Below are 18,221 nucleotides of genomic sequence, written 5' to 3'. Positions count from 1 at the left end.
CGTTGGATGACGCGCCCCGACTCTGCCTGAAAGCGCGACTGAATGAATTTTGCCGATCTCGGCCTTTCCGATGAATTGCTGCGCGCCGTAACCGAGGCGGGCTACAGCGAGCCGACGCCGATCCAGGCCGCCGCCATCCCGCAGGTGCAGATGATGCGCGATCTGATCGCCATCGCCCAGACCGGCACCGGCAAGACGGCCAGCTTCGTGCTGCCGATGATCGACATTCTCGCCGAAGGGCGCGCCCGCGCCCGCATGCCGCGCAGCCTCATCCTCGAACCGACCCGCGAGCTTGCCGCGCAGGTCGCCGAGAATTTCGAGAAATACGGCAAGTATCACAAGCTCAGCATGGCGCTGCTGATCGGCGGCGTGCAGATGGGAGATCAGGTCAAGACGCTCGAAAAGGGCGTCGACGTGCTGATCGCCACGCCCGGGCGGCTGATGGACCTGTTCCAGCGCGGCAAGATCATGCTCAACGACTGCAAGCTGCTGGTGATCGACGAAGCCGACCGCATGCTCGACATGGGTTTCATCCCCGACATCGAGGAAATCTGCACCAAGCTGCCCAAGGACCGGCAGACCCTGCTGTTCTCGGCCACCATGCCGCCGCCGATCAAGAAGCTGGCGGACAAGTTCCTCAGCAACCCGCGCTCGGTGGAAGTGGCGCGCCCGGCCAGCACCAACCTCAACATCACCCAGGCGCTGGTAAAGGTCAGCGAGCGCGACAAGGGCAAGGCGGTCCGCCGCCTGCTCGGCGACGATGCCGACAAATCGGTAATCATCTTCTGCAACCGCAAGACGATGGTGCGCGATCTCGCCAAGAGCCTGAAGCAGGACGGCTATCGCGCCGGCGAAATCCATGGCGACATGGACCAGTCGAGCCGCATCGCCGAGCTCGACCGGTTCAAGGCGGGGACGATCAACATCCTCGTCGCCTCGGACGTCGCCGCGCGCGGGCTCGACGTCAAGGGCGTCAGCCACGTCATCAATTACGATACGCCATGGCATCCGGACGATTATGTCCACCGCATCGGCCGAACAGGGCGCGCCGGGGCCAAGGGGCACAGCTTCACACTGGTCACCGACCGCGACGCCGAGGCCATCGACAATGTCCAGAAGCTGATCGGCGTCAAAATCCCGTGGGATGAGAGCGTCGGCAGCAAGGCACCGGCGGCGGAGGAGGGCGACGCCAAGCCCAAGGCAAAGGCTGCGCCCGCCAAGGGCGACAAGCGCCGCAAGGCGAAGGACACGCCGGCCGCGCCGGTCGACGACCAGCCCGCACCGGAAAAGACCGCGGCTGCAGACAAGCCCAAGGCCAAGCCAAAGTCCAAGGCGAAGCCCGTACGTGGGGGCGACGCGCCGCGCGAAGACCGGTCCGGCCGTCCGCCGCGCTATCAGCAGCAGGATGCCGAAGAAGACGGCGCCTGGAACGGCCCGGTTCCCGATTTCCTCGCCTTCGGTTTCGGCGGGCAGGGCTGAAGCCCCCGCGCTCAGTCGAGCCCGTCGGCGAACAGCTTGGCTTCCTCGCGGCGGCGGCGCTGCAGCCCTGCCACTGTCGGCCAGATCCGCTGCATGGCCCTGATTTCTGCCGGAATCGCCGCGAAGTCGCGTGCCGTCATGTGCATCTTGATCGCACGCATCTCGCGATACCGGTCGGTGGGGTCGTTGGCGGAGCGTGCCCGCCCATAGCTCGGCCCGCGATTGAAGGTCAGCGAGACCAGCGCGCCGAAACTGTCGGGGGACAGACGGTCGGTGTTGGGCAGGGCGGAGATCGTCGCGGCCTCGAATTTCGGCAGTGTCTTGTCCCGGAACACGGCATAGGCGGCCTCCCACGGCACATCGACCTGCGGTTTCAGCCCCGAGAGCAGCGCCTTGGCATCGGCGCCCTTCTTGCCGACGGCTGACTTCAGCGCCTCGATCATCGTCGGGGCAAGGTGCGGCCCCCAAGTCGCGACCATCTCGGCGCGGGTCACATAGCCCAGATCGTAGCCGACGCCGATGGTGATGCCCGATTGCCCCTCGGGCCAGATGACGCTGCAATAGCGACGCTCATAGACCGCGCGGCTGGTCACCTCGAACGAAATGATGAACTCGATCGCACGCTTTGATGGTCTGGGCATGCTCCGTTCCCCACTGATGGCATTGAACGGCAGGCTAGGTCGTAAACTCATAAAGTGCGCGTTCGAGGTTCGAGGCCATTTTGTTCAGGACTAGGAGGCAAGCGGCAGGAATATGTCCATATTTCAACGCTTGCCGACGCAGCTCTGGACAAAATGGGTCGAACCCCTTCGGGGCGGTGAAATGGCTTCGATCTCGGGTCCACGCGGCCTTGCAGGTGGAACCACCACCCGCGGCGGCCGCATGAACCCGATATGTTCAGCTACGCTGGCCTTCGGCTCCGCCATTTCACCGCCTCGAACGCGCATTTTATGAGTTTACGACCTAGCGCTTCTGCCGCCGTCACGCGGTGAGGATGGTCACATCGCCGTCAGCTGGTGGCGCCGAGCGCCGCCACTATCTTCGACTCAAGCCACGCGCGCGCTTGCGCATCGGCAAAGCCGTGCGATGCGCTGTCGATCGTCTCGACGGCCGCCTTGCCGCGCACCGCCGCAAAAGCAGCCGACTCCCAGGCGGCGGCGAACGCCTGCGCCGTTCCGTCCCGGCTCGCGAGCAGCACGTTGACCGGGCAATCGGCGCGCTCCAACGCCGCTGCGAGGTGCGCCGCCAGACCGCTCGCAGCGGGTGTGGCGCTGGCGGAGCGCAGTCCGCGCGCCAGCTTGCCGAGGTCGACCCCGCCGCGCAGCAACCGCAGCCATTCGCGCGGATCCTTGAGCTTGGCGGCATAGCGTGCGCGGATCGCGGCGGGTGGGGGCAGGCCGTCTGCGCCGCCGGCACCCTCGTCAGCGTTGCCCGGCTGGTCGATGGTCCAGGGATTGGCGAGCAACAATGCGTCCGCGCCACCGGCCCGGCGGTGCAGCAGCAGGGCGGCCGCCGCGTCGCAGTTGCCAAAGGCGGTGATGCGGGTGAGCTGTGGGCATGTGGCGCGGAACAGCGCCAGAGCCCCGGCAATATCCTCTCCCGACTGTTCGAAACCCCGGTTCTCGCCCTCGCTGTCCCCGACACCGCGCCGGTCGAAGCGCAGCACCGGATGGCCTGCCGCGGCGACTGCTGCCGCCAGCCGCGCCATGCCGCGATGCGCGCCGCTGCGCACTTCATTGCCGCCGGAAACGATCAGCAGGCCATGCGTGCCCGCCGCCTCGTCCAGCGTCGCCGCGCAGGTCGCGCCTTCGACCGTGAAGCTCAGCCAGCGGCGCATGTCATCGCCCAGTTGTGGAGGTCCGCTGCCATCGCTGTGGCCATCGCCGCATCCTCTCCCGGCTCGGCGCGCAGCCACAGCGCGCTGCCGGGCAGCTTGCCCTCGCCGGAGCCGACCGTCACGCTGCGCAGTGGCGTCACTTCAGCCGGCGTGGCAGCATCGAGTTGCATCAGCATGGCAGCGTTGAGAAAATTGCCGGCCAGTTCGACAGGTCCGTCGGTAGCGCTGGCGCGCAGATCCTCGGCGGAGACGGTGCGGCCTGCCTCCTTTTCGCCGGCGATGCGCGTGCGGATCATGGTCTTGACCAGGCTCGCGCCCGCCACCGGCGCCATCCGCCACCAGCCGATAGCCCCGCTTGCTGCATCGTCGATCAACGCCCCACCGCGCCAGCTCGCGACCAGTAGCGGCCCCGGCTCGGCGGCAGCCACAGCGGCCAGCGCGGTCCGCCAGTCGGCCAGCGTCACCGCCTCGGTCGGCACCAGGCTGTCATTCTGTCCCGGCAGATCGGGCAGCAGGCTTGCCACCCCGCGCGCGCTCAGGGCGCGCATGGTCAGCACCAGCGTGCGGCGCAGGCGGTTGGCTTCATCGAACAGCGGCGGAAGGATGAGGATGGTCGGCGCGCCGGGCGTGCCGGGGAAGCGCAGGCAGTGTTCGGGGCTCACCGCCTCGAAACTCTAACGCTCGTCATTCCTGCGCAGGCGCGAATCCATCCGATGTCCGCGCCAAGCGCGCCGTCCGGTGATGGCTTCCCGCCTGCGCAGGAGTGACGAAGGAAAATGATCAATCACCCCAGCGCCTTGCTCTCGGCAAAGCGAACCAGCGCGCCGAAGGTCTCGAACATCTCCACATCGACGTCATCGTCATCGATGGTGATGCCGAGGCGATCCTCCAGCTCGGTGAGCAGCGTCGCGACCGCCATCGAATCGAGTTCGGGCAGCGCGCCGAACAGCGCGGTGGTCTCGTCGAACGTGGCAACGCGCGCTTCGTCGAGGCCGAGGATATCGACCAGGGTCGCGCGCACCGTTTCCTCAACCACACCGCTATCGTCAGTCATAACGTCCCCGGACCCTCGCGCTTTTGCCGTATCGGAGCGCCGCGCTAGCGCGGGCGCACCCGCGCCGCAACCCGTTTGGCCAGATGCTTGGCCAGCGATGGCCAGGCCGCCGGTGCCGCCGGATTCCACGCCCGCACCGTCATCAATGGCGCGCTCGCTTCCATCCAGTCGCGTTTGTAGCCATCGTCGCCGGTGCCGAAATCGATCCGCGTCACCCGGTCGACGTCGAAGGCGTGGCGGAACAGCGCGTGGGTCAGCAGCGTGCCGGGCGACAGCGCATCATGGCCGGCGACGTGCGCCAGCTTGTTGATATAGGCGATGCCGTCATCGACCATCCAGAATTGCGCTGCCACCGCCGTGCCGTCGATACGGGCGATGCCCAGACGCAGCGTGCCTTGCGCCGCTTCCCGCTTGGCCCAGGCGCGGATGAAATCTGGGTGGCTCTCCGGCGGCTTCCAGCTTGCGCGGTACACTGCCTCATAATCGTCCCATAGCGCGTCGCTGACATCATGATGGATTTCGAGCGCGACGAGGCCCTTCTTGCCTTTGCGCTGTACGGTCGAGCGCAGCGCGCCCGGACGGGCCGCCCACCAAGCGTCGAAACTGCGCCCTTGCGTGTCCAGCCAGTGGTTGGCGCCGGTCGCGGCGACATCGACCACCCAGCCGGCGCGCTTCAGCGCCCCTGCCACCAGCGCCGCGCTGCCATCCTCCTGCGGAAGCGGGCCGAGGTCGAGCATCTCGCCATGGGCTTTCAGCCCCCGCGCCAGCGCATCGAGCGCCGCCGTGCGCACTGGCCCCTGCCACACCGGCCGCCAGGCAAAGCTGTAATAGTTGGACAGCGCCGCAACCCGTGCCCCCCGTCGCACCAGAAACAGCCAGACCGCGCTATCGCCGTGGCGGGCGTGCGCGATCAGCGGTTCGGCATCGGCCAGGCAGCCGCCGTGCAGCGCCTCGAACCAGGCGATACGATCGAAGGCATGATGCTGGCCTGCGGCTCCGGCGATAGCTGAGTCGTTCGGCAGGCCCAGCGCCTCCGCCCCCTGCGCCCTCGCCGCGGCAAAGTTAGAATGATATTCACCCTCTGCCGTCATGCTAAACGCCTATGACCTTTCCGTTCGATCCGCGAGTCCTGCCCGCTTCTATGGCCGATGATTTAACCAAGCGTGATGATCTGTGGGGGGATGTGCGCCCGATCGATCATCTGGCGCTGACGGGCGCGCGCGATACGCCCGCGCTGCTGCTCAAGGACGCGCCGGTCAGCCATGCAGAGCTCGATCGCCGGGTCGGCCGGCTCGCCGCGCTGCTTGCCGCGCAGGGCTTTGCTTCCGGAGACCGTGTGGCGACATGGCTGGGCAAGACCATGCTGGCCTGCCTGATGCCGCTGGCGGCGGTCCGCGCCGGCCTCGTGCATGTGCCGGTCAACCCGCTGCTCAAGCGTGCACAGGTCGCGCATATCCTCGCCGACAGTGGCGCCCGGCTGCTGATTTCCAATCCCGCCCGCGCCGGTTCGCTGGTGGAGGGCGATGTACCGGCCGGCTGCACGGTGCTCGACGATGCCGCGCTGGTCGCCGATGTTCTGTCACAGGGTGCGGCACTGCCCGCCTCCAGCCATGATCCGCGCGCGCTCGCCGCCATCCTCTACACCTCGGGCTCGACCGGTCGCCCCAAGGGGGTGATGCTGACCAGCGCCAACATGTGGCTGGGCGCCCAGAGCGTCGCCACCTATTTGAGGCTCAGCCCTGCCGACCGCCTGCTCGGCGTCCTGCCGCTCAGCTTCGACTATGGCCAGAACCAGCTGCTGTCGGCCTGGTATGCGGGCGCCAGCGTTGCGCCCTTCGACTACCTGACCGCCCGCGAAGTGGTCCGCGCGGTCGACCGCTTCGATGCGACGACGCTCGCTGGCGTGCCCCCCCTGTGGGTGCAACTGGTCGAGATCGACTGGCCGCCTGAGGTCGCCGCCAAGCTCAGGCGGCTGACCAACAGCGGCGGCGCGCTGACCCGCAGCCTCGTCGGCAAGCTGCGCACGACCTTCGGCAGCGCCGACATCTACCCGATGTACGGCCTGACCGAAGCCTTCCGCTCGACCTTTCTCGACCCCGCGCTGGTCGACAGCCGCCCCGAATCGATCGGTAAGGCCATTCCGCACGCCGAAATCCTGATCGTCCACCCCGATGGCAGCCCGACCGCGCCCGATGAGCCCGGCGAGCTGGTACATTGCGGCCCGCTGGTCGCGCAGGGCTATTGGCAGGACCCGGACCGCACCGCGATCCGCTTCAAGCCCGCCCCGCCGCATTCGCGCTACGGCGGCACCGCGGTCTGGTCGGGAGACAAGGCCAAGGTCGATGCCGAAGGCTTCATCACCTTCGTCGGCCGCGATGACGAGATGATCAAGTCGAGCGGCAACCGCATCAGCCCGACCGAGCTCGAGGAAGCGGTGGTCGCCACCGGCCTCGTCGCGGAAGCGGTCGCGCTCGGCGTGCCCGATGCCGATCTCGGCCATGCTATCGCCATCGTCGTCCGCCCCGCGGCCAGCGCGGATGCCGCCACGATCGAAGCCGATCTGCGGGCCCGCCTGCGCGTCGATCTGCCCAATTTCATGCAGCCGCGCCACCTGCTGGTCCGCGCTGACCTGCCGCGCAATCCCAATGGCAAGCTCGACCGGGTGACCATCTCCGCCGAAGCTCTGCAAGAGATCGCCAATGGCTGAGCGCAAGGCCAAGCCGCACGGCCCAATACCGCCCTATTTCGCTGCCGATGCCGATCACATGCTGCTGATCGGCGGAGAGCGCGCCGATGCGCTGGTGGCAAGGGCAGGGGATACGCCGCTGTTCGTCTACGATGTCGGCATCGTCCGCCAGCGCATCGCCGCGCTGCGCGCCGCCATGCCGCCGGCGCTCGGCATCCATTATGCGATCAAGGCCAACAGCCACCCCGCCTTTCTCGCCGCAATGAAGGCAGAGGTCGACGGGTTCGACATCGCCTCGGCAGGCGAACTCGCCAAGGCGCTCGATGCCGGGCTCGACCCCGATCACATCAGCTTCGCCGGCCCCGGCAAGCGGGACCGCGAACTTGAGGCTGCGATCCGCGCCGGTGTCACCCTCAACCTCGAGAGCGAGGGCGAGGCGCGCCGCGCCTTCGCCATCGGGGAGCGGCTGGGCGTCACCCCACGGTTGGCGGTGCGCGTCAATCCGGACTTCGATCTCAAGGGGTCGGGTATGCGCATGGGCGGCGGGGCCAAGGCGTTCGGCGTCGATGCCGAACGGGTGCCCGCGCTGGTGCGGGAAATCATCGATGCCGGTGCCGACTGGCGCGGCTTCCACATCTTCGCCGGCAGCCAGGCGCTCGACGCCGCCGCGATCGCCGACACCCAGGCGCAGACCGTCGCGCTCGCCGCGCAGCTTGCGCAGGCGGTTGGCGCCGCGCCGGCCAAGGTCAACATCGGCGGCGGCTTAGGCGTGCCTTACTTCCCCGGCGACGTGCCGGTGGACATCGCCCATGTTGGCGCGGAGCTCGCACAAGTGCTTGAGGGCAGGGACGAAATCCTCGCCGGCACGCGCTTCGTGATGGAACTGGGCCGCTATCTCGCCGCCGATTGCGGCGTCTATCTGTCGCGCATCGTCGACCGCAAGACCAGCCATGGCGAGACCTTCCTCGTCATCGACGGTGGCCTCCATCACCAGCTTGCCGCCTCGGGCAATTTCGGCACCGTCATCCGCCGCAACTACCCCATCGCCATCGCCAACGCCTTCGACAGCGAGCCTGCCGAGATCGTCCATGTCGTCGGCTGCCTGTGCACCCCGCTCGACCGGCTGGGCGATCAGGTGCTGCTGCCACGCGCCGATGTGGGCGATCTTGTCGCCATTTTCCTCGCCGGCGCCTATGGCGCCAGTGCCAGCCCCGCCGCCTTCCTGGGCCACCCGCCAGCGCTGGAGCTGGTGGTGGGCTGACCCTCGGCGTCGATGTGCAAGAGTTTCTCGCGGAGGCGCAGGGGAAGAAAAGGGGAGGCGCAGAGGGATCGTGATGGGTTGCGCCGCAGGTTCTTCCCTGTGGCGGCGCGGTTGACGCGGGGGTGCTCTAGATAAAGCGGCGGAACCGCATGGCGCGACATCTCCGCGTCCCTGCTTTCCTCTGCGTGCAAAGCTGCAGACGTCGAGGCTGGCGGTGGCATCGACAAGGACCAATTCTTGGCGTCCTCCCCCCTTTCCCGCATCCCTAACGAGTCAGTCAGCGTTCAATCCTAACGCTATATTCACCCTTCGCTGGCAATCGGGAGAGGCGGGACTGCGCCCGCTCGCGGTAGCGCAGCCCGTTGAAAGGAATGCCAAGCATGTCGAAGTCCGCATTGCGCAATGTTCTGGTGGCGGGTGTCAGCCTGACCGCCATGGTGATTACCGGTTGCGCGACCGGCCCGAGCGGCGGGCGGCAGCTGCCGCCGGCCTCCTTCGTCAGCGGCCAGGAAGGGCCGGGCGAGGAATATGTCATCGGCCCGCTGGACGAGCTGACCATCTTCGTCTGGCGCAATCCGGAACTGGGCGGAAAGGTGCAGGTGCGCCCCGACGGCCGCATCTCGACCCCGCTGATCTCCGACATGCCCGCCGTCGGCAAGACGCCGACGATGCTGGCACAGGACATCCGCCTGCAATTGTCGCGCTACATCAACGATCCGATTGTCAGCGTCATCGTCAACGAATTCTCCGGCACGTTCAGCCAGCAGGTCCGCGTCATCGGCGCGACCGAGCGGCCGGCCTCGCTGCCGTTCCGAGCCAACATGACCCTGCTCGATGCGATGATCGCGGTCGGCGGCCTTGGCGAATATGCCAGCGGAAACCGCGCCCGGCTGATCCGCTTCAACCGCGGCACCGGCCAGCAGCAGGAATATGCGCTGCGCATCAACGATCTCATCCGCCGCGGCGACACCAGCGCCAATGTCCGGCTGCAGCCGGGCGATGTCATCATCATCCCCGAAAGCGCTTTCTGACCGATGACCGCGCTGATCGACGAACTCAAGATCATCCTCCACGGCGTGTGGCAGCGCCGCTGGCTGGCCATGGCTGTCGCCTGGGGTGTCGCCCTGCTCGGCTGGCTTGTGGTCGCGCTGATTCCCAACAGCTATGAATCGAAGGCGCGCATCCAGGTCACCGTCAACGACATCATCCCTGATTCGACCAGCAACCCGCTCGACCAGCAGCGCCGCTTCGAACAGCTCAAGGATTCGGTCGCCTCGATCCGCAACCTCAGCCAGGTCGTGGTCGCCGCCGGACTGGTCGATCGTGCCGCCGACGATGCCACCCGCGTGCGCGCCGCCACCGGGCTGCAGACCAGTACCAAGGTAACCTCGACGCCCAACAACACCATCGAGATCATCGTGACGATGGGTGGCGGCGGCCGCTCCGAGGCGGAAAATGCCGCGCTCGCCACCCGTGTCGTCGAGGCGATGATCGCGCAGTTGCGCGATGCCCAGGTGCGCGACGGCGCCGCCGATGCGCAGCAGAGCGTGGCCTTCCTCGACCGGCAGATCGTCGAAAACCAGACCAAGCTTGCTGCTGCTGAATCGGCGCGTGCGGGCTTCGAATCGCGCAACCTTGGCATGCTGCCCGGCATCGGCAGCCCCAGCGCGCGCATCGATGCGGCGCGGGCAGAGCTCAACCAGATCGAATCGCAGCTGATTGCGGTCAACAGCCAGCTTGCGGCCACGCCGCCGACCATCGCGACCCCCGGCCTGCCATCGACCGGTATCGGCGTCGCACGCCAGCAGCTCGCCTCGGCCGAGGCCGAACTGGCGGGCATGCGCGCGCGCGGCCTGACCAGCGCGCACCCTGACGTGATTGCGCTCACCTCCCAGATTTCCGCCTTGCGTGCCCAGGCCGCGCGTGAGCCGAGCGGCGGCGGGGGCGGCGGATCGAGCCAGAACCCGGCCTATGCCGGCCTGGTCGCCCAGCGCGCTGCGCTGAGCGCGCGGCGTGGCCAGCTCTCGGGCGAAATCGCCCAGATCAACGCCAGCCGTATCCAGGAACCGGCGGTGGCCACCGAATATGACCGGCTGACCCGCGAATACAACACGCTCAAGGCACAGAACGACAGCCTCGTCGCCCGCCGCGAGCAACTGCGCCTGCGCGGCGCGGCGGAAAGCAATGCCGATGCCGTGCGCGTGGCAATCCTCGACGCGCCGAGCCGCCCGACCGCGCCGGCTGCTCCCAACAAGCCGTTGCTGATCGTCGCGGTGCTGGTCGCATCGCTCGGCGCTGGCATGGCCACCGCGTTCGCGCTCAGCCAGATGCAGACGACCTACGCCACCGCCTCCCGCCTGTCGCGCGCGTCCGGCCTGCCGGTGCTGGGGTCCGTCACCGAGATTTTGACCGAGGAACTGCGCAACGCGCGGGCGACGCGGTTGAAGCGGTTTGCGCTCGCCGGCAGCGGCCTCGCCGTCCTGTGCGTGGTGCTGCTGGTGGTGGAAATCGTCCAGCGCAGCACGGTGAGCTGAGCGTGGCATGGCACAAGACAATGGAAACGGCGGCAAGATGACCGAGATGAAGCCCGGAAAGCCGAAGCGCTCGCTGCTCGAACGCGCCGATGCCACGTTCGATTTCTCCGGCCAGTTGCGCCGGATCGAGCCGGGGCAGATCGGCGACGGACCGGTGGTCGATGCTGCCGCGCGCTCGCGTGCGGCCCGGCCGGGGCGCAAGCCGGCCCGCGTCGTCGACGAGGCGCCGCCGCCTGCCGCCGAGACACCGGAAGCCGCCGCCGCTGCGCCCGCACCGGCGCCTGCGCCCGCGTCCTCGCCGGCACCCACGGCCGGTTCGGCGCCAGCCCCGGCTCCTGCGCCGCGCGCGCGGATGCCGGTCGAGCATCGCCGGTTCGTGCCGCGCGCGCCGCGTCAGACCATCGATCGGGCGCTGCTGGCCGAGCATGCGCTGATCGATCCGGAAACCAACGCCGGCGCGGTCGCGGAGGAATTCCGCATCGTCAAACGTCAGTTGCTGCGCTCCGCGCCCAGCCTGCCGTTCGGGCGGCGCATCCTTGTCACGTCGGCCCAGCCCGATGAAGGCAAGAGCTTCTCGGTGCTCAATCTCGCGCTCAGTCTCGCCTCCGAACAGGATCTGTCGGTGATCCTGATCGACGGCGATTTCGCGCGCGGCGATGTGCCGCGCAAATTGGGGCTGAAACCGGGGCCGGGGCTCAGCGATGCGCTGCTCGATCCCGCCATCGCGCTTGCCGATTGCGTCATCCCGACCGATCTGCCGCGCCTCTCCATCCTGCCCTCCGGCCCCGCCACGCCGCGCGACACCGAATTGCTGGGCTCGGCGCGGATGGCCGAGCTGCTCGACGCGCTGGAGGCCGACGCGCCCGAGCGCATTATCCTGTTCGATTCGATGCCGCTGCTGGCGGCGTCGTCGCCGGGCGTCATCGCCCATCATTGCGGCCAGGTGCTCGTCGTCGTCCGCGCCGACGTCACCCGTGAAGCCGCGCTGCGCGATGCCATCGGCCTGATCGGCCAGCACAGTGGCATCTCCCTGCTGCTCAACCGCGTCCGTTTCACGCCCGAAGGGCGGCGGTTCGGCAGCTATTATGGCGAAGGCACCTGATATGACCCGCCGCACCACTCTCCTCATCGGCTCCGGCGTCGCTGCGGCCTTGCTGACCGCGCTGCCGGCCGCCGCACAGACGGTCAGCGACACGTCGGGGCCGCCGCCGGTCTCGGGCTTCAGCGGGCCCGAAGAGCCTGCGCCACTGGCCGAAGACAGCGCCGGGGACGAAGGCGCCCCAAGCGGCCGCCGCGGCACGCCGCGCCCGCGCGTCGAGGTCACGCCCTATATCGAGATCGGCCAGGTCCTCTCGGCGCAGCTTTCCAACGGCGGCGATGTCCTTACCTATTCGAGCGCCGCTGCCGGGGTCGAGGCCAGCGTCTCGACCCGGCGCGTCCAGCTCGCCGCCGACGTCCGCTACGAACGACGCTTCTCCTGGGATGACGAGCTGGGTGACAATGACGCGATCTCCGGCCTCGTGCGCGGGCGCATCGATGTTGCCCCCGGCCTCGCACTTGAAGCCGGTGCGCTCGCCAGCCGCGCCAGCGTCGATGGCCGCGCCGGATCGGGCCAGTTCACGGTCGGGGATCGCGGCAGCACCGCATCCATCTACAGCGTCTATGCCGGGCCAACCTTCGGCCGCCGCATCGGCGATCTCGATGTCGGCGCGGCCTACCGCTTCGGCTACAGCAAGGCCGATATCGAATTCGCGCCGGACCTGACCGGCGCGCCGACCACGCTCGGCACCTTCGACGAATCGACCAACCACGCCGCCATCGCCAGCATCGGCATGCGCCCGGGCCGCCTGCCGTTCGGCTGGCGGGCGTCGGGCGGATGGGAGCGGGAAGATGCCGGCCAGCTCGACCAGCGCTACCAGGGCCTGTTCGGCCGGCTGGACGTGACGGTGCCGGTCACCCCCACGCTCGCGCTGGTCGGTGGAGTCGGATACGAGGATATCGAGGTCAGCTATCGCCCGCCGCTGCTGACGCCTGCGGGCCAGCCGGTGGTGGACAGCAACGGCCGCCTGGTTGCCGATCCCGCCCAGTCGCGCCAGATCGCCTTCGATACCTCGGGGCTGATCTGGGATGCGGGCGTGCTCTATCGCCCCAACCGTCGTACCACGCTCGAGGCGCGGGTCGGCCGCCGCTACGACAGCTGGACCTACACCGGATCGTGGAGCATGCAGACCGGACGCAACAGCGCGCTACAGCTCAGCGTCTATGACGGCATCTCCACCTTCGGGCGCCAGCTCAGCACCGGGCTCGCCGCGCTGCCGACCGATTTCGACGCCGTGCGCAATCCGATCGACGGCAACCTCGGCACCTGCGCCTTCGGCCAGAGCGGCGGCAACTGCCTGACTCCCGCGCTCGCCAACGCCAACGGCCTCGCCTTCCGCAACCGTGGCGCGGTCTTCTCCGTGTCGAGCAATGTCCGGCCGTGGAGCCTCGGCTTCGCGCTCGGCTACGACCGGCGCAGCTATGTGCTCGACGGGATCAGCGGGCTTGCCGGGCTCGATGGCGTGGTAGACGAGACCTATTACGCCTTCCTCTCGGCCTCGCGCCCGGTCTCGGATCGCACCAGCTTCGGCAGCAGCCTGTATGCCACCTATTTCGACAGCGGGCTGGATGGCGGCAATGCCTTCTCGGGCGGGGCATCGGCGGCGCTCAGCCATGTCTTCGCACAACGCCTGACTGGCAACGCCGCCGTGTCGCTCAACACCATCGATCCCGAAGGGTTCGAAGCGCAAACCTTCGTGTCGGCCTTGCTGGGCCTGAGATACTCCTTCCGCTGAGGCGCGGGATAGGAGTCGCAACGGCCCGCAACAGGGGATAGACAGTCGCCATGTACGAACATTTTTACCGGTTCACCGCCCGCCCGTTTCAGCTGACGCCCGATCCGCGCTTCTGGTTCGAAAGCGCGACGCACCGCACCGCCATGTCCTATCTGGGCTATGGCCTCGCGCAGGGTGAGGGCTTCATCGTCATCACCGGGGAAGTCGGTTCGGGCAAGACGACGCTGGTCGGCCACGTCCTCCAGTCGATCGATCCGTCGCGGATGACCGCCGCCCGCCTGGTTTCGACCCAGATTGCCGATGCCGATCTGCTGCGGCTGGTGTGCGACGCATTCGGCATCGCCATCCCCAGCCCGGCCAAGTCCGACGCGCTGGCGGCGATCGAAACCTTCCTGCACGAGGAGGCGCGCGCCGGGCGGCGAGTGCTGCTGATCGTCGACGAGGCGCAGAATCTCGCGATCAGCGCGCTCGAAGAGCTGCGCATGCTTTCCAACTTCCAGCTCGGCGAAACCTCGCTGATGCAGATTTTCCTGCTCGGCCAGCCGGAATTCCGCGCGACACTCGCCTCGGCCCGGCTCGAGCAGCTTCGCCAGCGCGTCATTGCCACCCATCATCTTGAAGCGATGCTGCCCGAGGAGGTCGAGCCCTATCTGATCCACCGTCTGAGCCTGGTCGGCTGGAAGGAAGACCCGGCGCTTGCCCCTTCCGTCTATGATGCGCTGTGGCAGGCCTCGGCCGGCGTGCCGCGCCGCATCAACACCATCGCCAGCCGCCTGCTGCTACATGGTGCGGTCGAGGAATTGCACGAGCTCGATGGCGAGGATGTGCGCACCGTCGTCGCCGACATGGGCCTGTCGCGCGAAGATCTGACCGCGCCGGTACCCTCCTTCGGCACCGCACCTGCGCCTGCCGATGCACCTGCGGCCGTTTCCGCGCCCGAACCGGTGGTCGAATCTGCGCCCACCACGCCCGCGACCGCGGCGATGCCGCAGGGCCATGCCGCAGAGGCTGCGCCTGGCTTTTCGGTCGCCGATTTCGCCCGCCCGCCCGAGGTCGCGCCCCCGCCGCCTGCACCGCCGGTGGCGCTGGTGCCGCCCGCGCCGCGCCTGCCCGACGATGCCGAGATCAACGCGCTGCGCGCCCAGCTGGCCGCGCTCGAGGCGCGCTGCAGCGAGCAGGACGCGGCGATCCGCCGCATCCTCGGCCTGCTGATTCAGTGGGTCGAAGACGATGAGGCCCCGCGCATGACCGGCCGCGCCGCCTGAGGCGCCGATCCATGCCTGCGGCGCCCTCCTGCCAGCCGGTCAACGGCCTGTCGGTCGATATCGAAGACTGGTTCCAGGTCGGTGCGTTCGAACATGTCATCGACCGCGCCGATTGGGACGGCCTCGAATACCGGTTCGAGGCGAACACCGACCGCGTGCTGGCGCTGTTCGACCGAGCAGGCGTCAAGGGCACCTTCTTCACGCTCGGCTGGGTGGCGGAACGCATGCCCGCGACCGTCCGCCGCATCGTCGATGCGGGGCATGAACTCGCCAGCCACGGCTATGATCACAAGCGCGTGTTCCTGATGGATGCGACGGAATTCGCCGCTGATCTCGCCAAGGCACGCGCGATCCTCGAGGATCTCGGCGGCGCCGCGATCAGCGGCTATCGCGCGCCCAGCTTCTCGATCGACACCCGCACCCCCTGGGCGCACCGCGTGCTTGCCGATGCCGGCTATCTCTATTCATCCTCGGTCGCGCCGATCGGCCACGATCATTATGGCTGGCCGGAAAGCCCGCGCTTTGCCTGGCGGCCGCTCGGCGACAGCGCGCTCGTCGAACTGCCGGTGACCACCGCCGAGATCGCCGGACGGCGCTTCGCCGCAGGCGGTGGCGGGTTCTTCCGGCTGCTGCCCTACGCGCTGTCCGCCTTTGCGGTGCGCCAGGTCAATGCTGCGGGCCATCCGGCGATCACCTATTTCCACCCGTGGGAGATCGACCCCGATCAGCCACGCGTCGCCGACGCACCGCTACGCTCCAAGCTGCGTCATTACAGCCGACTCTCCGCAATGGAGGGCAAGCTTGAGCGGCTGCTCCGCGACTTCCGCTGGGATCGCATCGATGCGCTGGTCGCCGACCGCGCGGCCGCCCCCGCAGGTCAGCCGCAGCCAGCCCTGGCGGCATGAACATGCCCGTCCGCTTCGACACGGCGCCGCCCTCGGTCTCAGTGCGCGACGGCGCGAGCGATTCGGAGCTCGCAGCCTTCCTTGCCGCTACACCCGGCGCGACTCCTTTCCACAGCGCGGCCTGGGGCAGGGCGGTCGAGGCCGCAACCGGCCACCGCTGGCACCTGCTCGCCGCGCGCGACGGCACGGGCGCGCTCACCGGCATCCTGCCGCTGCATCACATCCGCTCGGCGCTGTTCGGCAGCGCGCTGGTCTCGACCGGCTTTGCGGTCGATGGCGGCATCCTTGCCCGCAACGACGCGGCCGCCGATGCGCTCGCCGCCGCCGCCATCGATCTCGCCCGCGATCTCGGGCTCGGCAGCATCGATCTGCGCGGCGGGCCGCATCCCGCCGGCTGGCACATCGATGCCGATACCTATCTCGGCTTTGCACGCCCGCTCGCCCCCGGCCGCGACGAAGAGCTGGCCGCCATCCCGCGCAAGCACCGCGCCGAGGTCCGCAAGGCGCTCGCCAACGATCTTGCCGTGCATGTCGGCCGGGGCAGGGCGGACCGCGACGCGCATTATCATGCCTATGCCACCAGCGTGCGCAACCTCGGCACCCCCGTTTTCCCCCGGCGCCTGTTCGATTGCATGCTCGATGGATTCGGCGACGACGCCGATATCCTCACCATCCGCCATCAGGGTGCACCGGTGGCAAGCGTGCTCAGCCTGTACTGGCAGGGCAGCGTCATGCCCTATTGGGGCGGCGGCACCGCGGCTGCGCGATCCTTGCGCGCCAACGAGCGCATGTATTTCGAGCTGATGGACCATGGCCGCACACGCGGCCAGACCCGCTTCGATTTCGGCCGGTCAAAGGCCGGCACCGGCCCCGCCGCATACAAGAAGAACTGGGGTTTCGACCCCGTCCCGCTCGCCTATGCCCGCTGGACTGCGGATGGCGCCGCCGCGCGCGACACCAACCCGACCAGCGCCAAATACCGGCTGATGGTCGAAGGCTGGCAACGCCTGCCGCTGTGGCTCGCCAACCGGCTGGGGCCGCTGATTTCGAGGCAGCTCGGCTAAGCTGGCATGACCGCCATTCTCTTCCTCGTCCATCGCGCGCCCTGGCCGCCGGACCGCGGCGACCGCATCCGCTCGTGGCACCTGTTCGAAGCGTTGCGGAAAATCGCCCCCGTCCATGTCGCCGCGCTCGCGGACAGCGAAGCGGAGGCGGAGGTCGCGCGCGCCAAGCTCGAGCCGCTGGCGGCGAGCGTCCACATCGTCGTGCGCCGCACCGGCCGTATCGCGGCGATGGCGTCGGCGGTGCTGCGCGGTTGCCCCGCGTCGTTGCCGCTGTTCGCCAGCGCCGAGCTCGCCCGCCATGTGGGTGGGCTGCTCGACCATGGGCCGATCACCCACATCGTCGCCTTTTCCAGCCAGATGGCGCAATATGTCCCCGCCGGTTGCGACCTCCCCTTCGTCATGGATTTCGTCGACGTCGATTCGGCCAAGTTCGAAGCTTATGCCGCTGCAGACCGCCCGGGCGTGATGCGCTGGGTGCATGCCCGCGAAGGCCGGCTGCTTGGCGCCTATGAGGCATCGGTGGCACGCACGGCCGACCGTTGCCTTTTCGTCAGCGAGGCAGAGGCCAGCCTGTTCCGCGCTCGTACCGGCCTTGATGCCTCGCGTGTCGGCGCGCTTGAGAACGGCATCGATCTCGACCGCTTCTCGCCCGACGGCGACTGGCAGCGGTTGGCAGAGGCTGATCGGGGCACCGGCCCGCTTGTCGTCTTCACCGGCCAGATGGATTACCGCCCCAATATCGAGGCGGTCAGCGATTTCGCGCACGCCACCCTGCCGCTGATCCGCGCCGCGCACCCCGGCGCCCGCTTCGCCATCGTCGGCCGGGCACCGACACCGGAAGTGCGTGCGCTGGCGGACCTGCCCGGCGTGCTCGTCACCGGCGAAGTGCCCGACACCCGACCGTGGCTGGCCGCTGCCAGCGCTGTTGTCGCGCCGCTTGCCGTCGCGCGCGGCGTGCAGAACAAGCTGCTAGAAGCGATGGCCATGGCCCGCCCCGTGGTCGCGTCGCCCAGCGCGGCGCAGGGTATCGATGCCACCGTCGGCACCCACCTGCTGGTCGCCGAAGGCCCGGCGGCCACGGCCGAAGCGGTCGGCACCCTGATCGCCGACCCCGCCCGCGCCGACGCCATGGGCCGCGCCGCCCGCGCCCGCATGCAGGCCCGCTTCGGCTGGGATGCGACGCTGGCCGATCTCACCCGGGTCCTCCCCGGTACGGGGCGGGGGACCAGCGAAGCTGGTGGAGGGGCAGTCGCCGCAATCGCCGATGTCGAGTAGTCCGGCCAAGCCTCTCCACCATCCTGC

General features: G+C 68.6%; 16 protein-coding genes. 11 read left to right on the top strand and 5 right to left on the bottom strand.

The genetic code is table 11. From position 1 onward, the window contains the following. Positions 1-42: 42 nt before the first annotated feature. Positions 43-1,479, top strand: coding sequence for a DEAD/DEAH box helicase (locus AC0QC4_RS10125; protein WP_483659773.1), 1,437 nt, complete (start codon positions 43-45; stop codon positions 1,477-1,479). Between the two features lie 11 nt (positions 1,480-1,490). On the opposite strand, the gene AC0QC4_RS10120 is transcribed toward AC0QC4_RS10125, so the two are convergent. From AC0QC4_RS10120 to AC0QC4_RS10100, 5 genes are all read right to left on the bottom strand, one after another. Further along, on the bottom strand, positions 1,491-2,120 hold the full coding sequence (locus tag AC0QC4_RS10120) for a hypothetical protein (protein WP_483659772.1): 630 nt from the start codon (positions 2,118-2,120) through the stop codon (positions 1,491-1,493). Between the two features lie 368 nt (positions 2,121-2,488). Beyond that, on the bottom strand, positions 2,489-3,316 hold the full coding sequence (locus AC0QC4_RS10115; RefSeq protein WP_483659771.1) for a hydrolase 1, exosortase A system-associated: 828 nt from the start codon (positions 3,314-3,316) through the stop codon (positions 2,489-2,491). Continuing rightward, positions 3,301-3,978 carry a hypothetical protein gene (locus tag AC0QC4_RS10110; protein WP_483659770.1) on the bottom strand — a complete coding sequence of 226 codons (678 nt, stop codon included), beginning with the start codon at positions 3,976-3,978 and terminating at the stop codon, positions 3,301-3,303. Before AC0QC4_RS10110 ends, AC0QC4_RS10115 begins: the two co-directional genes overlap by 16 nt. Positions 3,979-4,100: 122 nt before the next feature. After that, entirely contained in the window at positions 4,101-4,370 is a 270-nt protein-coding gene (locus tag AC0QC4_RS10105; RefSeq protein ID WP_483659769.1) for an acyl carrier protein, read from the bottom strand. A 44-nt stretch (positions 4,371-4,414) separates the two neighbouring features. After that, positions 4,415-5,461 carry a GNAT family N-acetyltransferase gene (locus AC0QC4_RS10100; protein WP_483659768.1) on the bottom strand — a complete coding sequence of 349 codons (1,047 nt, stop codon included), beginning with the start codon at positions 5,459-5,461 and terminating at the stop codon, positions 4,415-4,417. Between the two features lie 50 nt (positions 5,462-5,511). Between AC0QC4_RS10100 and AC0QC4_RS10095 the strand changes: the two genes are divergently transcribed. The 10 genes from AC0QC4_RS10095 to AC0QC4_RS10050 all read left to right on the top strand — a co-directional run bounded on the left by AC0QC4_RS10095 (position 5,512) and on the right by AC0QC4_RS10050 (position 18,194). Continuing rightward, on the top strand, positions 5,512-7,077 hold the full coding sequence (locus AC0QC4_RS10095) for an acyl-CoA ligase (AMP-forming), exosortase A system-associated (protein ID WP_483659767.1): 1,566 nt from the start codon (positions 5,512-5,514) through the stop codon (positions 7,075-7,077). Next, on the top strand, positions 7,070-8,317 hold the full coding sequence (locus AC0QC4_RS10090; protein WP_483659766.1) for a pyridoxal-dependent decarboxylase, exosortase A system-associated: 1,248 nt from the start codon (positions 7,070-7,072) through the stop codon (positions 8,315-8,317). Before AC0QC4_RS10095 ends, AC0QC4_RS10090 begins: the two co-directional genes overlap by 8 nt. Positions 8,318-8,697: 380 nt before the next feature. Further along, positions 8,698-9,348 (top strand): XrtA/PEP-CTERM system exopolysaccharide export protein, encoded by a 651-nt coding sequence (locus tag AC0QC4_RS10085; RefSeq protein WP_483659765.1) that lies wholly within the window; start codon positions 8,698-8,700, stop codon positions 9,346-9,348. 3 nt (positions 9,349-9,351) lie between these two features. Continuing rightward, positions 9,352-10,851, top strand: a complete 1,500-nt coding sequence (locus AC0QC4_RS10080; protein ID WP_483659764.1) for a Wzz/FepE/Etk N-terminal domain-containing protein — start codon at positions 9,352-9,354, stop codon at positions 10,849-10,851. A 7-nt stretch (positions 10,852-10,858) separates the two neighbouring features. Continuing rightward, positions 10,859-11,953 (top strand): P-loop NTPase family protein, encoded by a 1,095-nt coding sequence (locus tag AC0QC4_RS10075; RefSeq protein ID WP_483659763.1) that lies wholly within the window; start codon positions 10,859-10,861, stop codon positions 11,951-11,953. Position 11,954: 1 nt separating this feature from the next. Next, a complete protein-coding gene (locus tag AC0QC4_RS10070; protein ID WP_483659762.1) occupies positions 11,955-13,685 on the top strand; it encodes a hypothetical protein in 1,731 nt (576 codons plus the stop codon). 50 nt (positions 13,686-13,735) lie between these two features. Next, on the top strand, positions 13,736-14,950 hold the full coding sequence (locus AC0QC4_RS10065) for an XrtA/PEP-CTERM system-associated ATPase (protein WP_483659761.1): 1,215 nt from the start codon (positions 13,736-13,738) through the stop codon (positions 14,948-14,950). Positions 14,951-14,961: 11 nt separating this feature from the next. Further along, positions 14,962-15,855: an XrtA system polysaccharide deacetylase gene (locus tag AC0QC4_RS10060; protein WP_483659760.1), complete on the top strand. Its 894-nt coding sequence runs from the start codon at positions 14,962-14,964 to the stop codon at positions 15,853-15,855. Further along, positions 15,852-16,919, top strand: a complete 1,068-nt coding sequence (locus AC0QC4_RS10055) for a FemAB family XrtA/PEP-CTERM system-associated protein (RefSeq protein ID WP_483659759.1) — start codon at positions 15,852-15,854, stop codon at positions 16,917-16,919. The genes AC0QC4_RS10060 and AC0QC4_RS10055 overlap by 4 nt, the downstream gene beginning before the upstream one ends. Positions 16,920-16,925: 6 nt before the next feature. Further along, positions 16,926-18,194 (top strand): TIGR03087 family PEP-CTERM/XrtA system glycosyltransferase, encoded by a 1,269-nt coding sequence (locus AC0QC4_RS10050; protein ID WP_483659758.1) that lies wholly within the window; start codon positions 16,926-16,928, stop codon positions 18,192-18,194. Positions 18,195-18,221 lie beyond the last annotated feature (27 nt).

This window comes from Sphingomonas sp. jy18, from assembly GCF_056931895.1.
This window is presented reverse-complemented; position numbering and strand designations above follow the sequence as displayed.